Here is a 16227-nt window from a genome sequence, read left to right as displayed (position 1 = left end):
AGGAGTTAACATGTTTGGAGGATTTACAGAAAGAAGTCAAAAGGTTATATATGCATCAGCAGAGGCTGCAAAGGATCTTGGACATAGTTTCGTTGGAACAGAGCATATTCTTCTTGGTATGATTAAAGAAGGAGAAAATGCTTCTAATATATTATTAGAATTTGGTGTAACTAGTGAAAAAATAACAAAGGAAATTGTTGATATAGAAGGTAAGGGAAGTATAGGGTTTGAACCTCAAACTCTACCGCTAACTCCTAGAACAAAAAGACTTATGGAGGTATCAAGGTCAGTTTCAAGGTCACTTGGACATAGTTTTGTAGCACCTGAGCATATTCTACTTGCAATTGCTGAGGATGCTGAAAGTCTTGCTCATACTATTCTTGTTAGGTTATCAGTAGACCTTGATAAGTTTAAAGAAAAGATTATAGCCTCATTTGGCGGAGGAAATAATGGTGCAACTCCTGAGAAAAAGTCATCAACATCTACGAAGGAACTTGATAAGTTCTCTCGTAACCTTACTAAGATGGCTGAGGAAGGAAAGATAGACCCAATTATAGGCCGTGATTCTGAAACTGAAAGAGTAGTAGAGATATTAAGTAGAAGAAGTAAGAATAATCCATGTCTAATTGGTGAGCCTGGAGTTGGTAAAACAGCTATTGCAGAGGGACTTGCTCAAAAGATTGTAGAGGGTAAGGTACCAGAAATACTACGTGATAAAAAGGTTTATACACTAGATATATCTTCAATGCTTGCTGGTGCTAAATACAGAGGAGAGTTTGAGGAAAGACTAAAATCTGTAATGGATGAGGTTAAAACAGCAGGTGATGTTATATTATTTGTGGATGAGGTGCACACAATAATTGGAGCAGGTGGTGCAGAAGGTGCAATAGATGCATCTAATATACTAAAGCCAGCTTTAGCAAGGGGAGAAATACAAATAATCGGTGCTACAACTATTGAAGAATATAGAAAATACATCGAAAAGGATTCAGCCCTTGAGAGAAGATTCCAGCCAGTAACTGTTGGAGAACCAAGTAAGGAAGAAGCACTTGAAATTCTAAAGGGACTTCGTGATAAGTATGAAGCACATCATAGACTTCATATTACAGATGAAGCACTAAAGGCAGCTGTAGAAATGTCTATAAGATATATTCCAGATAGATTTTTACCTGATAAGGCAATTGATCTTATGGATGAGGCAGCATCAAGGGTTAGAATTCAAAATCTAACTGCACCGGATAACCTAAAGGGCCTTGAGGATGAACTTGAAAGCATTAAAAAGGACAAGGAAGAGGCTGTTAAAACAGAGAACTTTGAAAAAGCTGCAGAGCTTAAAAACAGAGAAAATGAACTTTGTGAAAAACTTCAAGAAGCTAAAAATACTTGGAGTGAAGAAAAGCTTAGTGATAAACTGCTTGTAGGAGAAGAGGATATAGCATTTGTTGTTTCAAGATGGTCAGGAATTCCTGTTAACAAACTTTCAGAGGATGAATCAAAAAGACTTCTAAAGCTTGAAGAAATTCTTCATGAAAGAGTTGTAGGCCAACAAGAAGCTATAGAAGCATTATCTAGAGCAGTAAGACGTGCTAGAGTAGGACTTAAGGATCCGAAAAGACCAATTGGTTCATTTATCTTCCTAGGGCCTACAGGTGTTGGTAAAACAGAATTATCTAAGGCACTAGCAGAGGCTATGTTTGGAAGTGAAAATGACATTATAAGAGTTGATATGTCTGAATACATGGAGAAACATTCAGTATCAAGACTTATTGGTTCACCTCCAGGATATGTAGGATATGAAGAAGGTGGACAGTTAACAGAGGCAATTAGACGTAATCCTTATTCAGTAATACTATTTGATGAGATTGAAAAGGCTCATCCAGATGTATTTAATGTACTGCTTCAAATTCTTGAGGATGGTAGAGTAACAAGCGGTCAAGGTAAAACAGTAGACTTTAAAAATTCAATTGTTATTATGACATCAAACCTTGGAGCACATACAGTTGAAAAAGCTCCACTAGGATTCGGAAATACTACTAAGGCTCAGGAAGCTTCAGAGTATGAAAAGATGAAGGAAAGAATTATGGAAGACCTTAAGAGACACTTTAGACCAGAATTCTTAAATAGAATTGATGAAATTGTTATTTTCCATAAGTTAAGTGAAAATGATATAGAAGAGATAGTAGGTCTTATGCTTGATTCAGTTGCAAAAAGACTTAAGGAAGTTGAGATTAATCTTGACTATACAGAGGAAGTTACAAAACATCTTGCAAAGGTAGGATATGATAAAACATATGGAGCTAGACCTTTAAGACGTGCAATTACAAAAACAGTTGAGGATAAGCTATCAGAGGAAATGCTTAAGGGAGAAGTTAAAAAAGGTGACAGTATAGTAATGGATTATAAAGAAGATAAAGTTATATTTATCCCTAGAAGCGAGTATGTTCCAAGTAATAAGGACAATGTTATAGAAGTAAAAGATAAAAAATCTGAAGATGAACAACTAGACTAAAAAGTGGCATCTATAATCCTTGTAGGTTATAGATGCCCTTTACTTTTGTACACCAATAAATGTTGGATTAAATTATATTTTAGGATATAGTTATTATAGATTAAGAAAATATTTAGTTTGTTAGGATGTGATATCATGGCAAAGTCAAAGGTTGTCTTTGTTTGCAAGGAATGCACATATGAATCTCCAAAGTGGATGGGTAAATGTCCAGAGTGTGATAATTGGAATACATTTGAGGAGAGAAGTGTTCAGCCTAAAAAGGCTTCTAATAAATCAGGGGTACGTGTGTTTGAAAGTAGCGCTACAATAAAAAAGCTTTCAGAGGTTGTAGCAACTAATAGCGATAGGATAGTTACTAGTATAAATGAATTTAACAGAGTTATGGGAGGAGGAATAGTTAGAGACTCTATAACCATAATTACTGCAAAACCAGGAGCAGGAAAATCTACACTTCTTCTTCAAGTTGCAAGTGATATATCATCAAATGGTATGAAGGTGCTTTATGCATCAGGTGAAGAAAGTGACAGTCAAATTAGAAATAGGGCAGGGAGAATACTTAAGGTAATAAATGATAATATATGGGTTATTTCAACAACCAGTATGGATAGTGTAGTTTCAGCAGTAAATGAAATTGATCCAGATCTTATAATAGTTGATAGTATACAAACATTTACCCTAGATGAATATCTTCCATCAAGAGCAGGTTCTCCAACCCAAACTATGGAATGTGCAAGTGAATTATTAAGAATAGCTAAAGATAGAATAAGGCCAAGGGCTGTTTTTCTTGTTGGGCAAATGAATAAAAATGAGGAAATAGCGGGTCTTAGATCACTTGAACACTTAGTTGATACTGTACTTGTTATTGAAGGTGATAGTGATGAGGAGCTTAGAAGCCTTATAGCCACCAAAAATAGATTTGGAAGTACAGGAGAAATGGGATTTTTCTCTATGACCGAAGAGGGAATGATGTCTATTGACAATCCTTCTGAGTTTTTTATGACTAAAAGGGAAGAGGGATGTGAGGCTGTAGGAACAGCTCTAACAGCTATAAGAGAAGGTTCAAGACCAATTATACTAGAAATAGAGTCCCTAGTATCAAATTCATTTATGCCATACCCATCTAGAATATGTGAAAGTATAGGGCGTGACCAGTTAAACACTTTAATATCTATTCTAGAGCAAAGAGGATACATGAATATGGCTAATAAAAATGTAGTCCTAAAAACAACAGGTGGGCTTAGACTTCGTGAAGCTGCAATAAATCTATGCACTATTATGAGTATAGCATCATCAATTAAAGAAGTAGCTATAAGTAGTGATACTGTATTTATTTCTGATGTAGGACTTACTGGAGAACTTAAAAAGGTTCCCTCACTAGAGGCAAGGCTTAAGGAAGTTGATAGAATGGGATTTAAAAAAGCCTATATTGCTAAGGGGTCAATACTTAGAAAAATTAAATTTTCTTCTTTAAAAGTTATAGAGTGTAAAAATCTGATGGAAGTTATACAAGATGTATTTAATGGATAGAATATAATAAAGGTGTAATCTTTATTGTACACAAGGTTTATGTTATTATCATTAATGTAAAAGAAGTTTAATATAGAAAACTATATAGATAATACTAAAGTAACGATAAAGAACTAGGTAGAATATATATTTTATGGTAATTAAAGTGTTAGATTGGTGTATGGAATATAATTTGAGTTTTACCAGCTTTATGAAAGTTTAGGGGGATAGAATATGAAGGATTGTAGGGAAAAAAACCTTTTAGACCTTCTTAGTATAATGGCACCTGGAACATCACTAAGAGATGGACTTGAAAATGTGCTTAAAGCAAAAACAGGTGGACTTATAGTTATAGGTGATGAAGAAGAAATAATGAAAATAACCGATGGTGGTTTTTATATTAATAGTGAGTATAGTCCCGCATATCTTTATGAATTAGCTAAAATGGATGGTGCAATTGTTATTAGTACAGATATGAAGCGTATAATATATGCTAATGCACAATTGTTACCTGATGCCTCAATTAATACAAGGGAAACCGGTACTCGTCATAGAACAGCAGAAAGAGTAAGCAAACAAACAGGTGGAATAGTTATTGCAATATCTCAAAGAAGAAACTTAATAACTGTTTATCGTGGTAATTTAAAGTATATTTTAAAGGATACAAATACGGTACTAAACAAGGCTAATCAAGCGGTACAAACTCTTGAGAGATATAAGGTTGTTTTAGATGAGGCAATTACCAACATCTCTGCACTTGAGTTTGAGGATTTAGTTACAGTATATGATGTAGCAAATACTGTACAAAGATATGAACTTGTTATGAGAATAGTATATGAAATAGAAAGATTCATATGTGAACTTGGAGATGAGGGAAGACTAGTATCAATGCAGCTAGACGACCTTATAGGTAATATGGAAGAAGAGGGAGAACTACTTATTAAGGACTATACGTATGAGAAAAAGGACTATGAAGAAGTTTTAAAGAGTATAAAAACTCTTTCAGCAGAGGATATAGTAGAACTTAATGTTATATGTAAACTACTAGGATACTCACCTGATTCTATGATGGAAACTATGATTTCATCAAAGGGATATAGGCTTTTAAACAGAATCCCAAGAATGCCTCAAAGTGTTATCGAAAATCTAATTAAGGAATTTATGTACTTAAAGAGAATTATGAGAGCAACTATTGAACAATTAGATGATGTAGAGGGGATTGGAGAGGCAAGAGCAAAGGCTATTCGAGAGGGACTTAGAAAGATACAAGAACAGGTTCTTATAGATAGAAACATATAGAGAGTGAATTAATTCACTCTCTTTTTTATTTAAATTAAAAGTTATTTATAGCATACTATATTTTCCAAGAGTAGCTATCTTATCAAGTTCTTTAACTAGAGTATCCTCGAGATTGATGTTTAGAGCGTTACAAGCAGAGGTAATATAGAAAAAGTGATTTCCTATCTCGTCTTGTAAAACTTCCCTACAATGTTCACAAATAGAACCATTAACTTGGTGAGTTAGTATCTGAGATGCATCATCAAGGGATGAATCAAGTGGAATAGATTGCTTATGAGCTGCAAGCTCTATACAGCCACACCCAGTAACAGACTTTGCAATAGCCCTGTTTATTCTAGCTGATGACTCTGAAATCTTTGTCATAATATCAATCAAACTTTTATGACGAACAAGTGCTTCATTTACTGTATCTTGGAAGGTTGATATAGATATATTGTCCATGTACTTCCACTCCTTTAAAAATATTTTCTGTAAAGGTAGAGTAAAAGACTAAACCTTAAAGTTGTTACTATTAATAATATTATAAATTTTCACACAACCTTGTGTCAAATGTTTTCATAAAAGAAAATATAGTATTATGTAAACAAATTGGGATTAGATTTATATAATAATAACAAAAATACTTTTATAGAGGATAGCTATGTAAAAATGGAAGGTATATTTTTGTTTAGGAGTGATGAAAATGTTATATATAGGTGATAAGGTATTTTATCCAAGTTTTGGCGCAGGAGTAGTTATTAATATAGAGGAAAGAGAAGTTTATGGTGATATTAATAAATATTATATTATAAAACTAACAAGTGATATTATAACTATGGTACCTGTAGAAGCAAGAGGTTCTAAGGGTATAAGGAAATGTATAAGCGAAGAAGAGTGTTTAGAGATAATTGAAATATTTAATCATCCATATGAGGATTTGTCAGGGAAGTGGCTAGATAGATATAAATTATATACAAGAACAATAAAAGAAGGAAATATTTATAATATGTCTAATGTATTAAAAAATATTATTGGATTAAAAAAGAAAAAAAAGATTTCAAAAAGTGAAGAAAAGTTCTTTAAAGACATACTAGATATGGTGTCAGAGGAAATAGCATTAGTATTAAATATAAATATTGATAATATAAAAATGTCTATAATAAAAGGAGATAAGAACTTTATGACGAATTAGTATATTAATGGTTTCGTAACATAATCTTTATTGAATTGAAATTGCTTTTTCTATTAGTTTAATGTATATTAAGAGTAAAATTATGTTTGAAATACTAAAGAAGGTCTTAAAAGGGAGGTGTACGAATGCTAAATAAAATTTTTAGGACCTTAATTACTTTAGCTGGTATATTGATTGGGATGCTTTCAGCATATGGACTAAAGGATTTAGAGTTTATTAACGGAATTATGAGAATACAAGGTAGTACCACTAACACTGCTATTTTTAGTACAGTTATTTCTATACTTTTTGGAATTATATTTTACTTGTTGTCACCTTTTATTATAAACCTTATTACTAGCTTTATTACTTCAATTGAAGGTTCTATTCAAAGAATACCTACAGGGGATATAATATCAGGACTAGCTGGTCTTATTGTAGGGCTTGTGCTTGCTAATCTATTAGTTAGCTCATTTATAAAGTTTTTATCAGCGACTCCACTACTATCGGTTATAGGAACGATTATTTCTGCTATTGTTAATATTGTATGTGGTGTACTAGGTATTAAGATAGCAATGAAGAAAAAGGGAGAGTTCGCAAGATCAGCATCATTTTTAAAGAAATTTACTAGAGAAAAGAAGCCAAAGGAAAAAACTCCTGTAGGAGCAACACCTAAGGTTTTAGATACAAGTGTAATAATTGACGGGAGAATATTTGATATTCTTAAAACAGGTTTTGTTGAGGGAACAATTGTAATTCCTTCATTCGTTTTAGAGGAACTTCGTCATATAGCAGATTCTTCGGATTCTCTAAAAAGAACTAGGGGAAGAAGAGGACTTGATTTATTAAACCAAATTCAAAAAGAACTTCCAATTAAGATAGAAATATCAGAGAAGGATTTTCCATCTCTTCAAGAAGTTGATACTAAGCTTCTTAAGTTAGCGGAAGAAGTTAAAGGTAAAGTTATTACCAATGACTTTAACCTTAATAAGGTAGCAGAATTCCAAGGTGTTCCTGTACTTAATATAAATGAACTTTCAAATGCTATTAAGCCAGTAGTTATACCTGGAGAAGAGATGCACTTATCAATAGTTAAAGATGGTAAGGAAAGTGGACAGGGAGTTTCATACTTAGATGATGGAACTATGATTGTTGTTGAAGGTGGAAAGCGTCATCTTGGTGAGGATGTAGACGTTATAGTAACAAGTGTCCTTCAAACAGCAGCAGGTAGAATGATATTTGCTAAAATGAAATAACAGAATATATTTTAAAGCTATGCATTTATGCATAGCTTTATTGTGTAAAGGAGTGATTTTTTGGTTACAGCTATAATTGTTGCAGCGGGTATGGGTAGTAGAATGAATTTAGGATATAATAAGCAATTTATAAAGCTATTTGATAAGGAGATACTAGCTTATACACTTGAGGTTTTTCAAGAAATTAATGAGGTAGATAATATAATTCTTGTAGCATCACAAAATGAGATGGATTTTTGTAGAAATAATATAATAAATAAGTATAATATTACAAAGGTTAATAAGATTGTAAAAGGGGGAAGGACTAGACAGGAGTCTGTTTTTAATGGATTAAAAAGCTGTGAAAACTGTGATATAGTGCTCATTCATGATGGTGCAAGGCCATTTATAAACCCTAAGGTTATAGTAGATACAATATCACTTTCAAAGACAAAAGGTGCCGCAGCTGCTGCTGTTAAGGTTAAAGATACTATAAAAAAAGGAAATAATAATAGATTTATAGATACGCTAAATCGTGAGGAACTCTATAGTATTCAAACTCCTCAAACATTTAAGTTTGATTTAATTCTAAAAGCTCATGAGAGTGCTGTTTTAAGTGGATTTGAAGGGTCAGATGATACGTCTTTAGTTGAAAATATTGGGGAAAGTGTTTATGTTGTTAATGGAGATTACTTTAATATAAAAATAACAACTAAGGAAGATATATATATAGGCGAGGCAATATTAAAGGCTATTAAGGAGGGAATATAATAATGAGAATAGGACATGGTTATGATGTACATAAACTAGGAGAAAATAGGGACTTAATAATAGGTGGAGTTAAAATTCCACATCACTTAGGTCTTGTAGGACATTCAGACGCGGATGTTTTAGTTCATGCTATAATGGACTCTATACTTGGGGCACTAGCACTTCGTGATATAGGATATCATTTTCCTGATAATGACAGTTCCTTTAAAAACATTAATAGTTTAATATTACTTGAAAAGGTTAAGGAATTACTAGATAGTAAAGGTTATAAGGTAGGGAACATAGATTCAACTATAATAGCACAAAAACCGAAACTGTCTCCATATATAGAAACTATGAGGGAAAACATATCAAGGGTACTAGGTGTTTCTATAGATGATATAAACGTTAAGGCTACTACAGAGGAGAAGTTAGGATTTACAGGAGAAGAAAAGGGAATTTCAGCTCATAGTGTATGTATAATTTTTAAGGCTTAGTGTTATTATTGACATATTTTTTTTAAAATTATATAATAACCTTTGAATTTAGTAATTTAATATTAATAAAATGCTATGAAAAAGATTAGTAAAGATTACCATCAGAGAGAGTATCCATAGGCTGTAAGATATTCATTATTTTGAACCTACTTTGGAGCAGAAGGTGATAAAGCCTTTTCGGATTAAGTTTCGTTATATTTGATGAAGTACAATTTTAGGTGGTACCGCGAACTCAGCCTTCGCCCTAATTTATTAGGGTGAAGGCTTTTTTGATATAGATTTTAAATTGAAGTAATAGATGATTTTATTGGAGGGAGAAAATAAAATGAGATTATCAAATTTATTCATGCCAACACTAAGAGAGGTTCCAGCAGAAGCTGAAATTCTAAGCCATAAGTTAATGCTTAGAGCAGGGCTTATGAGAAAGCAAGCATCAGGGGTTTATAATTACTTACCACTTGGTCTTAAGGCTTTAAATAAGCTTGAAAATATTATTAGAGAAGAGATGAATAAGGAAGGTGCACAGGAAATACTTTGTTCAGCTCTTATACCATCAGAATTACTTAAAGAATCTGGTAGATGGGGTGTATTCGGACCAGAAATGTTTAAGCAATATGACAGACATAATAGAGAATTTTGTCTTGGGCCAACACACGAGGAAGTATTCACTGATATTGTAAGAAGTGCAGTAAAGTCATATAAGAATCTTCCTCTTAATCTATACCAAATCCAAACTAAATATAGAGACGAAAGAAGACCTAGATTCGGAGTTATGAGATCAAGAGAGTTTGTTATGAAAGATGCTTATAGCTTTGATTCTTCATGGGAAGGACTAGACACAGTATTCAATAAAATGCATAGTGCATATTGCAACGTATTTTCAAGATGTAACCTTGACTATGCTCCTGTTGAAGCGGATTCAGGAGCAATGGGAGGAAGCGGTTCTGTTGAATTTATGGTTAAATCAGAAATCGGTGAAGACGAAATAGTATTCTGTACAAAGTGTTCATATGGAGCTAATATAGAAAAAGCTCAAACTCTACCAACTAATGTTATTGCAGATGTAAGTGTTAGAGAAGTAGAAAAGGTTTATACTCCTGGAATTAAGACAATAGAAGAACTTGCAAAGTATTTATACAAAAAGCCTTCAGAACTTGCAAAAACTTTATTATACAAGGTTGATGATAAAGTAGTTGCTGTTGTAATTAGAGGAGATAGAGAACTTAATGAGGTTAAGGTTGCTAACCACTTTGTAGCGACTGAAATAGAAATGCTTGATGCTGAAGGTGTTAGAGAAGCTACAGGAGCAGAACCTGGATTTGCAGGTCCTATGGGAATTAAGGCAGATGCTGTTTTAATAGATTATGAAGTAGCTGAAGGTGAAGTTTTCTCAATAGGTGCAAATGAAACAGATTACCACATTATGAACACAATGTATAAGAGAGACTTTGACGGAATAGTTGGAGACTTTAGAAAAATAGCTGAGGGAGATAAATGCCCAGTATGTGGTGAAGCTGTAACTATTAAAAGAGGTATAGAAGTTGGGCATATATTTAAGCTTGGAACAAAATACTCAGAGGCTCTAAATGCTAACTTCATAGATGAAAATGGTAAGGAAAACCCAATTATAATGGGATGCTACGGAATAGGTGTAAACAGAACAATGGCAGCTGTAATAGAGCAACATAGTGATGACAAGGGTATAATTTGGCCACTTGAACTTGCTCCATTTGAAGCTATAGTAGTTCCTGTTGTAATGAAGGATGAAGCTCAAGTTAAGATTGCAGAGGATATATATAACAATCTTAAGAGTATGGGTATTGATGCTTTAATAGATGATAGAAAAGAAAGAGCTGGGGTTAAGTTTAACGATGCTGACCTTATAGGTATTCCATTTAGAATTACAGTAGGTAAAAAGGCAAGTGAAGGAATTGTTGAATTTAAACTTCGTGAGGAAGAAGAAGCTAGAGACATTTTAATAGAGGATGTTTATACTGAAATTGTTAAAGCATTTAAGGAAAAGGGTAAGGTTCTTTACTCAAAAACTGAACTGTAAAATAACAATAATTTCTAAGGTTTGTTTAGTGTGAACCTAGTTAGGAAATAATGAATATAATGATGTACAGGTCATTCCAGTAATGCTTAGGAGGAGAATTGAAATGGGAATAAAGCTTTACAATACAATGACAAGAAAAAAAGAAGAGTTTATACCCTTAACTGAGGGAACTGTTAAGATGTATGTATGCGGTCCAACAGTGTATAACTACTTTCATATAGGAAATGGAAGAACATTTATAGTTTTTGATACTATAAGAAAGTATTTTGAATATAGAGGATATGATGTTAAGTTTGTTCAAAACTTTACTGATATAGATGATAAACTTATAAAAAAAGCAATTGAAGAGGACACTACCGTTGAAGAAGTAGCTAAGCGTTACATTGAAGAATACTATAAAGATGCAGATGCACTTTTACTTAAAAGAGCAACTTATAATCCAAAGGCTACTGAGTATGTAGGAAAGATAATTAAGTTTATCAAAGATCTTGAAGCTAAGGGATATGCATACTCAAAGGATGGAGATGTTTATTTTAGAAGTAAGAAGTTTGAACTTTACGGAAAGTTGTCAAAGCAAAACCTTGAAGATCTTGAAGTAGGGGCAAGAATAGAGCTTGATTCAAGAAAAGAAGATGCTATGGATTTTGTTCTTTGGAAGGCTCAAAAAGAAGGTGAACCAGGATGGAATAGTCCTTGGGGATGTGGAAGACCTGGGTGGCATATAGAATGTTCAGTTATGGCAAGTGAACTTCTAGGTGAGACTATAGATATACATGGTGGAGGAGCGGATCTTTCATTCCCACACCATGAAAATGAAATAGCTCAAAGTGAAGCAAGACATGGAAAGTCATTTGCAAACTACTGGATGCATTCAGCTTATCTTAATATAAATAACCAAAAGATGTCTAAGTCTCTAAACAACTTTTTTACTGCAAGGGAAATACTTGAAAAGTATGATGCTGAGGTTTTAAGATTATTTATGCTTTCAGGACATTATAGAAGCCCTATTAACTTTAGTTTAGATCTTTTAGAATCATCAAAGTCAGGGCTAGAAAGACTATATAACTCTGTTAGAAATCTAGAGCACATAGAACGAAATGGAGAAGATAGAGATCTTTCAAGTGAAGAAACTAAACTATATCATGAGATCTTAAAGTATAAAGAAAAATATATAAATGCTATGGATGATGATTTTAATACAGCAGATGCTATAAGTTATATATATGATATGGTTAGGGATATTAATACTAATGTTTCTGATAATACATCAAAGAAATTAGCAGTTATGCTACTTGAAATTATTAGAGAGCTTGGAAGTGTACTTGGAATACTTCAAAAGGTTACTGAAGAAGAGTTTTCTGAGGAAATAAAGGCTTTAGTTGATGAAAGACAAAAAGCTAGAAAAGATAAAGACTTTAAGCGTGCAGATGAAATTAGAGATGAACTTAAAGCTATGGGAATAACTTTAGAGGATACTCCTCAAGGTGTAAAAATAGTAAGAATAAGTTAACTAAAAAGCTACAGCCTAAGGGTTGTAGCTTTTTTAAGTTATATGTTTGTTAAGATTAGACCTTTAGGTATAATTATATTATGTAATACAATAGAATATTGAAGATTTTTATAGTATTATTGTATTAACAAAACCTTAAGGGGGCAAAATGAAACAGGATAATATACAAAATAATAAAGAAATATGTAATAGCTTTGAGTTATCTGAGATAGAAGTTAGACTTTTGAATCCGATTACTTTAGCTTATATGGGAGATTCTATATACGAAATGTATATTAGAAGATATATAGTCAATTATAGTAAGGATAAAAGGGGTAAAAATCTCCATAAACTTTCTATAAAAATGGCGAATGCAAAATCACAATCACAGTTTTTAGAAGTAATTAAGGATTCGCTTAAGGAAGATGAACTTGAAATAGTAAGAAGAGGACGTAATTCTAAAACAGGTCATGTACCTAAAAGTGCAAGTGTTATAGATTACAAAAGAGCAACAGCTCTTGAGGCACTTATAGGATATTTATACCTTCTAAAAAGAATAGATAGATTAGAAGAAATAATGAACATAATACTAAATGAAGCACAGTTAGACTAAAGTGCTAATAAAGAGGTGGAAAAATGGCTAAGCTAAAGGTAAAATTAATAGCTCATACTGAAGATCCAGAGAAAATAATAGCTGCTTCAGCTAAGCTTTGCTATAGTAGTACATCAGTAGATAATATACTAGATGGGCTAACAGAGGAAAAAACAAATGAATTTATAGAAATGTTAATGTCTTTATCACATGAATCACCGATAGAGCATGTATCATTTACATTTGCTGTAGAGGGAGTATCAAGATCACTTACTCATCAACTTGTTAGACATAGAATAGCAAGTTATTCACAGCAAAGCCAAAGATATGTTAGATTAAATCAATTTGATTATATAATTCCTCCAGAAATTGAAAGTATAGATGAAGCAAAAGATATATATATAAAGTCTATGGAGGATTCTCAGCGTTCATATGATAATTTAGTCGAAATTCTTTTCGACAAACATTTTAATGGTTTGATTAAAGAAGGTACTTCTGAAGAAAGTGCTAGAAAGATAGCAGAAAAAAAATCAATTGAAGATGCAAGATATGTGTTTCCTAATGCATGTGAAACAAAAATAGTTTTAACTATGAATGCAAGAACACTTTTCAATTTCTTTAGACATAGATGCTGTTCTAGAGCACAATGGGAAATTAGAAATCTTGCAGATGAAATGTTAAAAGAGGTTAAATCCATCGCACCTACATTATTTAAAAGCTGTGGTCCATCATGTGTAGGAGGTTCATGCCAAGAGGGGGCAATGAGCTGCAAAGAAATGGTTAAAATGAGAGAGAAGTATAAGAATTTATAAAAAATATTATAATGCCTAAGATTAGGAGGAAAAAATGAAAAATACTAGCGGATTTAAGGGTCAAAGAGGCTCCAGAGATAGAAAAAGTAGAGATTTTGCGGATTCACCTAGGGAGAATAGGATGGAAAGTGAAGAGTTTATAGAGGGGAGAAATCCTGTACTTGAAGCTTTAAAGTCAGAGAGAACTATAGAAAAGATATACGTTTCTAAGGGAGATGTTGAGGGTTCAATTAAGGTTATCATTTCAAAGGCCAGAGATAAGGGAATAGTAATACAGGAAATGGACAAAAAAGGCCTTGATAATATATCAGTAACAAATAGTCATCAGGGTGTTATTGCAAGGGTAACGCCTTTTAACTATTCTGAAGTTCAAGATATACTAGACTATGCGAAGGAAAAAGAAGAAGATCCATTTGTAATAATACTTGATGAGATAGAGGATCCTCATAATTTTGGTTCTATTATAAGAACTGCAAATGCATGTGGGGCACATGGGATAATAATACCTAAAAGAAGAAGTGCTCTAGTTACACAAACAGTACTTAAGGTATCAGCAGGAGCAGCTGAAGGAATGAAAATAGCAAAGGTAACTAATCTTAACCAAACAATTAAAGACCTAAAGGATAAAGGACTTTGGATAATAGGAACTGATATGGATGGAGAAGTGTGTTATAACTCTAATCTGAAAGGATCGCTTGGACTTGTTGTTGGAAGTGAAGGAAAGGGCATTAGTAGGTTAGTTAAGGAGAATTGTGACATAGTAGTTCGAATTCCAATGAATGGTACAATCAATTCACTTAATGCTTCAGTTGCCGCAGGGATAATAATGTACGAAATAGTTAGACAAAGAGGTTAATTATCAAGGCTTAGACTATATATTAGTTGATGGTTATAATGTTTTAAACTCCTAGGAAGAAGTTGAAAAGCACAAAGGTGTAGATATTATATATACAAAAGAGTGAGAAATTGCTGATTGTTATATAGAAAGAACCGTATATAACTTATCTAAAAATATGGATGTTAGGGTTGTAACATCAGATAATTTAGAACAAAAAATAGCTATGCAAATGGGTACAATAAGAATAACGCCTAAAGAATTCCTCGAACAAGTTAAAAGAACTTACCATAAAATAACAAAGGAAACTGAGTTAACCTATGTAGAGAGAAAGAATATGCTCGAAAACTGCGTCAATAAAGATATATTGGAAAAACTTGAGAAGATGCGTCGAAACCTTTGATATTGCTTGACTTTAAAGGTTTTATAATTATATAATTACAAATAAGTTTTAGGTTAAACAAATTTTATTTTTTTATTTTACATTTTATTAAATTTTAGGATACAAAGAATTACTTCAGTTACTTTAGGGGGGAATTACATTGGAACAAATGGTTAAGATTAATATATCTGACTATGAAAACATGGTAGATGAAGAGATTGTAGCTTTAGCAGCCGAAGGGGAGGTATTTGCTGAAGAATATATAATCAATAAATACAAATCTCAAGTAAAAGCAAAAACAAAGTCGTATTTTTTAATTGGGGCAGATAGAGACGACATATATCAAGAAGGAATGATAGGATTATATAAGGCGATTCGCGACTTTAAATCGGACAAGTTAGCTTCTTTTAGGGCATTTGCAGAGCTTTGCATTACTAGACAAATAATAACGGCGATAAAAACAGCTACTCGTCAAAAACACATACCATTAAACAGCTATGTATCGTTAAATAAGCCAATATATGATGAGGAATCAGATAGAACATTAATGGACGTATTGTCTACAATGCATATATCAGACCCAGAGGAATTAGTTATAAGTAAAGAAGAAAAACAAAGTATAGAAGATAAAATGAATGAGGTTTTAAGTCCACTTGAAATCCAAGTTATAAAATCATATTTAGACGGTAAAAGCTATCAAGAAATGGCAGAAGAACTTAATCGTCATTCAAAGTCAATTGATAATGCTCTGCAAAGAGTAAAGAGAAAGCTTGAAAAGTTTCTAGCACCACTTGTGTAAAATGCTAGTATACATATTGACAGAAAAATTTAAAACGTGTAAAATTAATAATCGATAAATATAATACATTATACGGGGTAGAACCCCCTTTGCCCATGTAGCTCAGTCGGCAGAGCGTCACCTTGGTAAGGTGGAGGTCACCGGTTCAATCCCGGTCATGGGCTCCAAATATACATAATGTGGTTAATATTTGGAGAAGGCTTTAAAGTTTATATTCTAAAGTAAAACTTTACTTCTTAAAGATATAGGAGGAATGAATAAAATGGCAAAGGCAACATTTGAAAGAAATAAGCCACACGTTAATATCGGAACAATA

Annotated in this window: 15 protein-coding genes and 1 tRNA gene; 15 read left to right on the top strand and 1 reads right to left on the bottom strand. The window is 32.7% G+C overall.

Going from position 1 to position 16227, the window contains the following annotated elements:
• Nucleotides 1-10: 10 nt before the first annotated feature.
• The 3 genes from CLCY_RS04775 to disA all read left to right on the top strand — a co-directional run bounded on the left by CLCY_RS04775 (nt 11) and on the right by disA (nt 5314).
• Nucleotides 11-2509: an ATP-dependent Clp protease ATP-binding subunit gene (locus CLCY_RS04775; RefSeq protein ID WP_082141715.1), complete on the top strand. Its 2499-nt coding sequence runs from the start codon at nt 11-13 to the stop codon at nt 2507-2509.
• 135 nt (nt 2510-2644) lie between these two features.
• Nucleotides 2645-4036, top strand: a complete 1392-nt coding sequence (radA, locus tag CLCY_RS04770) for a DNA repair protein RadA (RefSeq protein WP_048570000.1) — start codon at nt 2645-2647, stop codon at nt 4034-4036.
• A 213-nt stretch (nt 4037-4249) separates the two neighbouring features.
• Entirely contained in the window at nt 4250-5314 is a 1065-nt protein-coding gene (disA, locus tag CLCY_RS04765; protein WP_048569999.1) for a DNA integrity scanning diadenylate cyclase DisA, read from the top strand.
• A gap of 45 nt (nt 5315-5359) precedes the next feature.
• Here the strand turns inward: disA and CLCY_RS04760 are convergent, their stop codons facing one another.
• Nucleotides 5360-5755, bottom strand: coding sequence for a nucleoside triphosphate pyrophosphohydrolase family protein (locus tag CLCY_RS04760; protein WP_048569998.1), 396 nt, complete (start codon nt 5753-5755; stop codon nt 5360-5362).
• 241 nt (nt 5756-5996) lie between these two features.
• Here CLCY_RS04760 and CLCY_RS04755 point away from each other — a divergent pair, with 241 nt between their 5' ends.
• The 12 genes from CLCY_RS04755 (at nt 5997) to CLCY_RS04700 (ending at nt 16078) form a co-directional block, all read left to right on the top strand.
• A complete protein-coding gene (locus CLCY_RS04755; protein WP_048569997.1) occupies nt 5997-6485 on the top strand; it encodes a CarD family transcriptional regulator in 489 nt (162 codons plus the stop codon).
• Between the two features lie 125 nt (nt 6486-6610).
• Nucleotides 6611-7720 (top strand): PIN/TRAM domain-containing protein, encoded by a 1110-nt coding sequence (locus tag CLCY_RS04750; RefSeq protein WP_048569996.1) that lies wholly within the window; start codon nt 6611-6613, stop codon nt 7718-7720.
• Between the two features lie 60 nt (nt 7721-7780).
• A complete protein-coding gene (gene ispD, locus CLCY_RS04745) occupies nt 7781-8470 on the top strand; it encodes a 2-C-methyl-D-erythritol 4-phosphate cytidylyltransferase (RefSeq protein WP_200899963.1) in 690 nt (229 codons plus the stop codon).
• A 2-nt stretch (nt 8471-8472) separates the two neighbouring features.
• Nucleotides 8473-8946, top strand: a complete 474-nt coding sequence (ispF, locus tag CLCY_RS04740; RefSeq protein ID WP_048569995.1) for a 2-C-methyl-D-erythritol 2,4-cyclodiphosphate synthase — start codon at nt 8473-8475, stop codon at nt 8944-8946.
• A 325-nt stretch (nt 8947-9271) separates the two neighbouring features.
• Nucleotides 9272-11002 carry a proline--tRNA ligase gene (locus tag CLCY_RS04735; RefSeq protein ID WP_048569994.1) on the top strand — a complete coding sequence of 577 codons (1731 nt, stop codon included), beginning with the start codon at nt 9272-9274 and terminating at the stop codon, nt 11000-11002.
• 109 nt (nt 11003-11111) lie between these two features.
• Complete coding sequence (cysS, locus tag CLCY_RS04730) at nt 11112-12512, top strand: cysteine--tRNA ligase (protein ID WP_048570021.1); 1401 nt, start codon at nt 11112-11114, stop codon at nt 12510-12512.
• Nucleotides 12513-12660: 148 nt separating this feature from the next.
• A complete protein-coding gene (locus CLCY_RS04725; RefSeq protein WP_082141712.1) occupies nt 12661-13104 on the top strand; it encodes a Mini-ribonuclease 3 in 444 nt (147 codons plus the stop codon).
• Nucleotides 13105-13127: 23 nt separating this feature from the next.
• A complete protein-coding gene (gene thyX, locus CLCY_RS04720; RefSeq protein WP_048569993.1) occupies nt 13128-13895 on the top strand; it encodes an FAD-dependent thymidylate synthase in 768 nt (255 codons plus the stop codon).
• 121 nt (nt 13896-14016) lie between these two features.
• The gene (gene rlmB, locus CLCY_RS04715; RefSeq protein ID WP_152668106.1) at nt 14017-14751 is read left to right on the top strand and encodes a 23S rRNA (guanosine(2251)-2'-O)-methyltransferase RlmB; all 735 of its coding nucleotides are present in this window, start codon (nt 14017-14019) and stop codon (nt 14749-14751) included.
• A gap of 109 nt (nt 14752-14860) precedes the next feature.
• Nucleotides 14861-15133: an NYN domain-containing protein gene (locus CLCY_RS14150; RefSeq protein WP_423230491.1), complete on the top strand. Its 273-nt coding sequence runs from the start codon at nt 14861-14863 to the stop codon at nt 15131-15133.
• A 148-nt stretch (nt 15134-15281) separates the two neighbouring features.
• Complete coding sequence (sigH, locus tag CLCY_RS04705) at nt 15282-15911, top strand: RNA polymerase sporulation sigma factor SigH (protein ID WP_048570019.1); 630 nt, start codon at nt 15282-15284, stop codon at nt 15909-15911.
• A 91-nt stretch (nt 15912-16002) separates the two neighbouring features.
• A tRNA-Thr gene (locus tag CLCY_RS04700) sits at nt 16003-16078 on the top strand.
• The last annotated feature ends 149 nt before the right edge of the window (nt 16079-16227 follow it).

The sequence above is a fragment of the Clostridium cylindrosporum DSM 605 genome (assembly GCF_001047375.1).
GTDB classification, from domain to species: domain Bacteria; phylum Bacillota; class Clostridia; order Clostridiales; family Caloramatoraceae; genus Clostridium_AB; species Clostridium_AB cylindrosporum.
The sequence above is the reverse complement of the archived record's forward strand: the minus strand, read 5'-3'. Positions and strand labels throughout refer to the sequence as shown.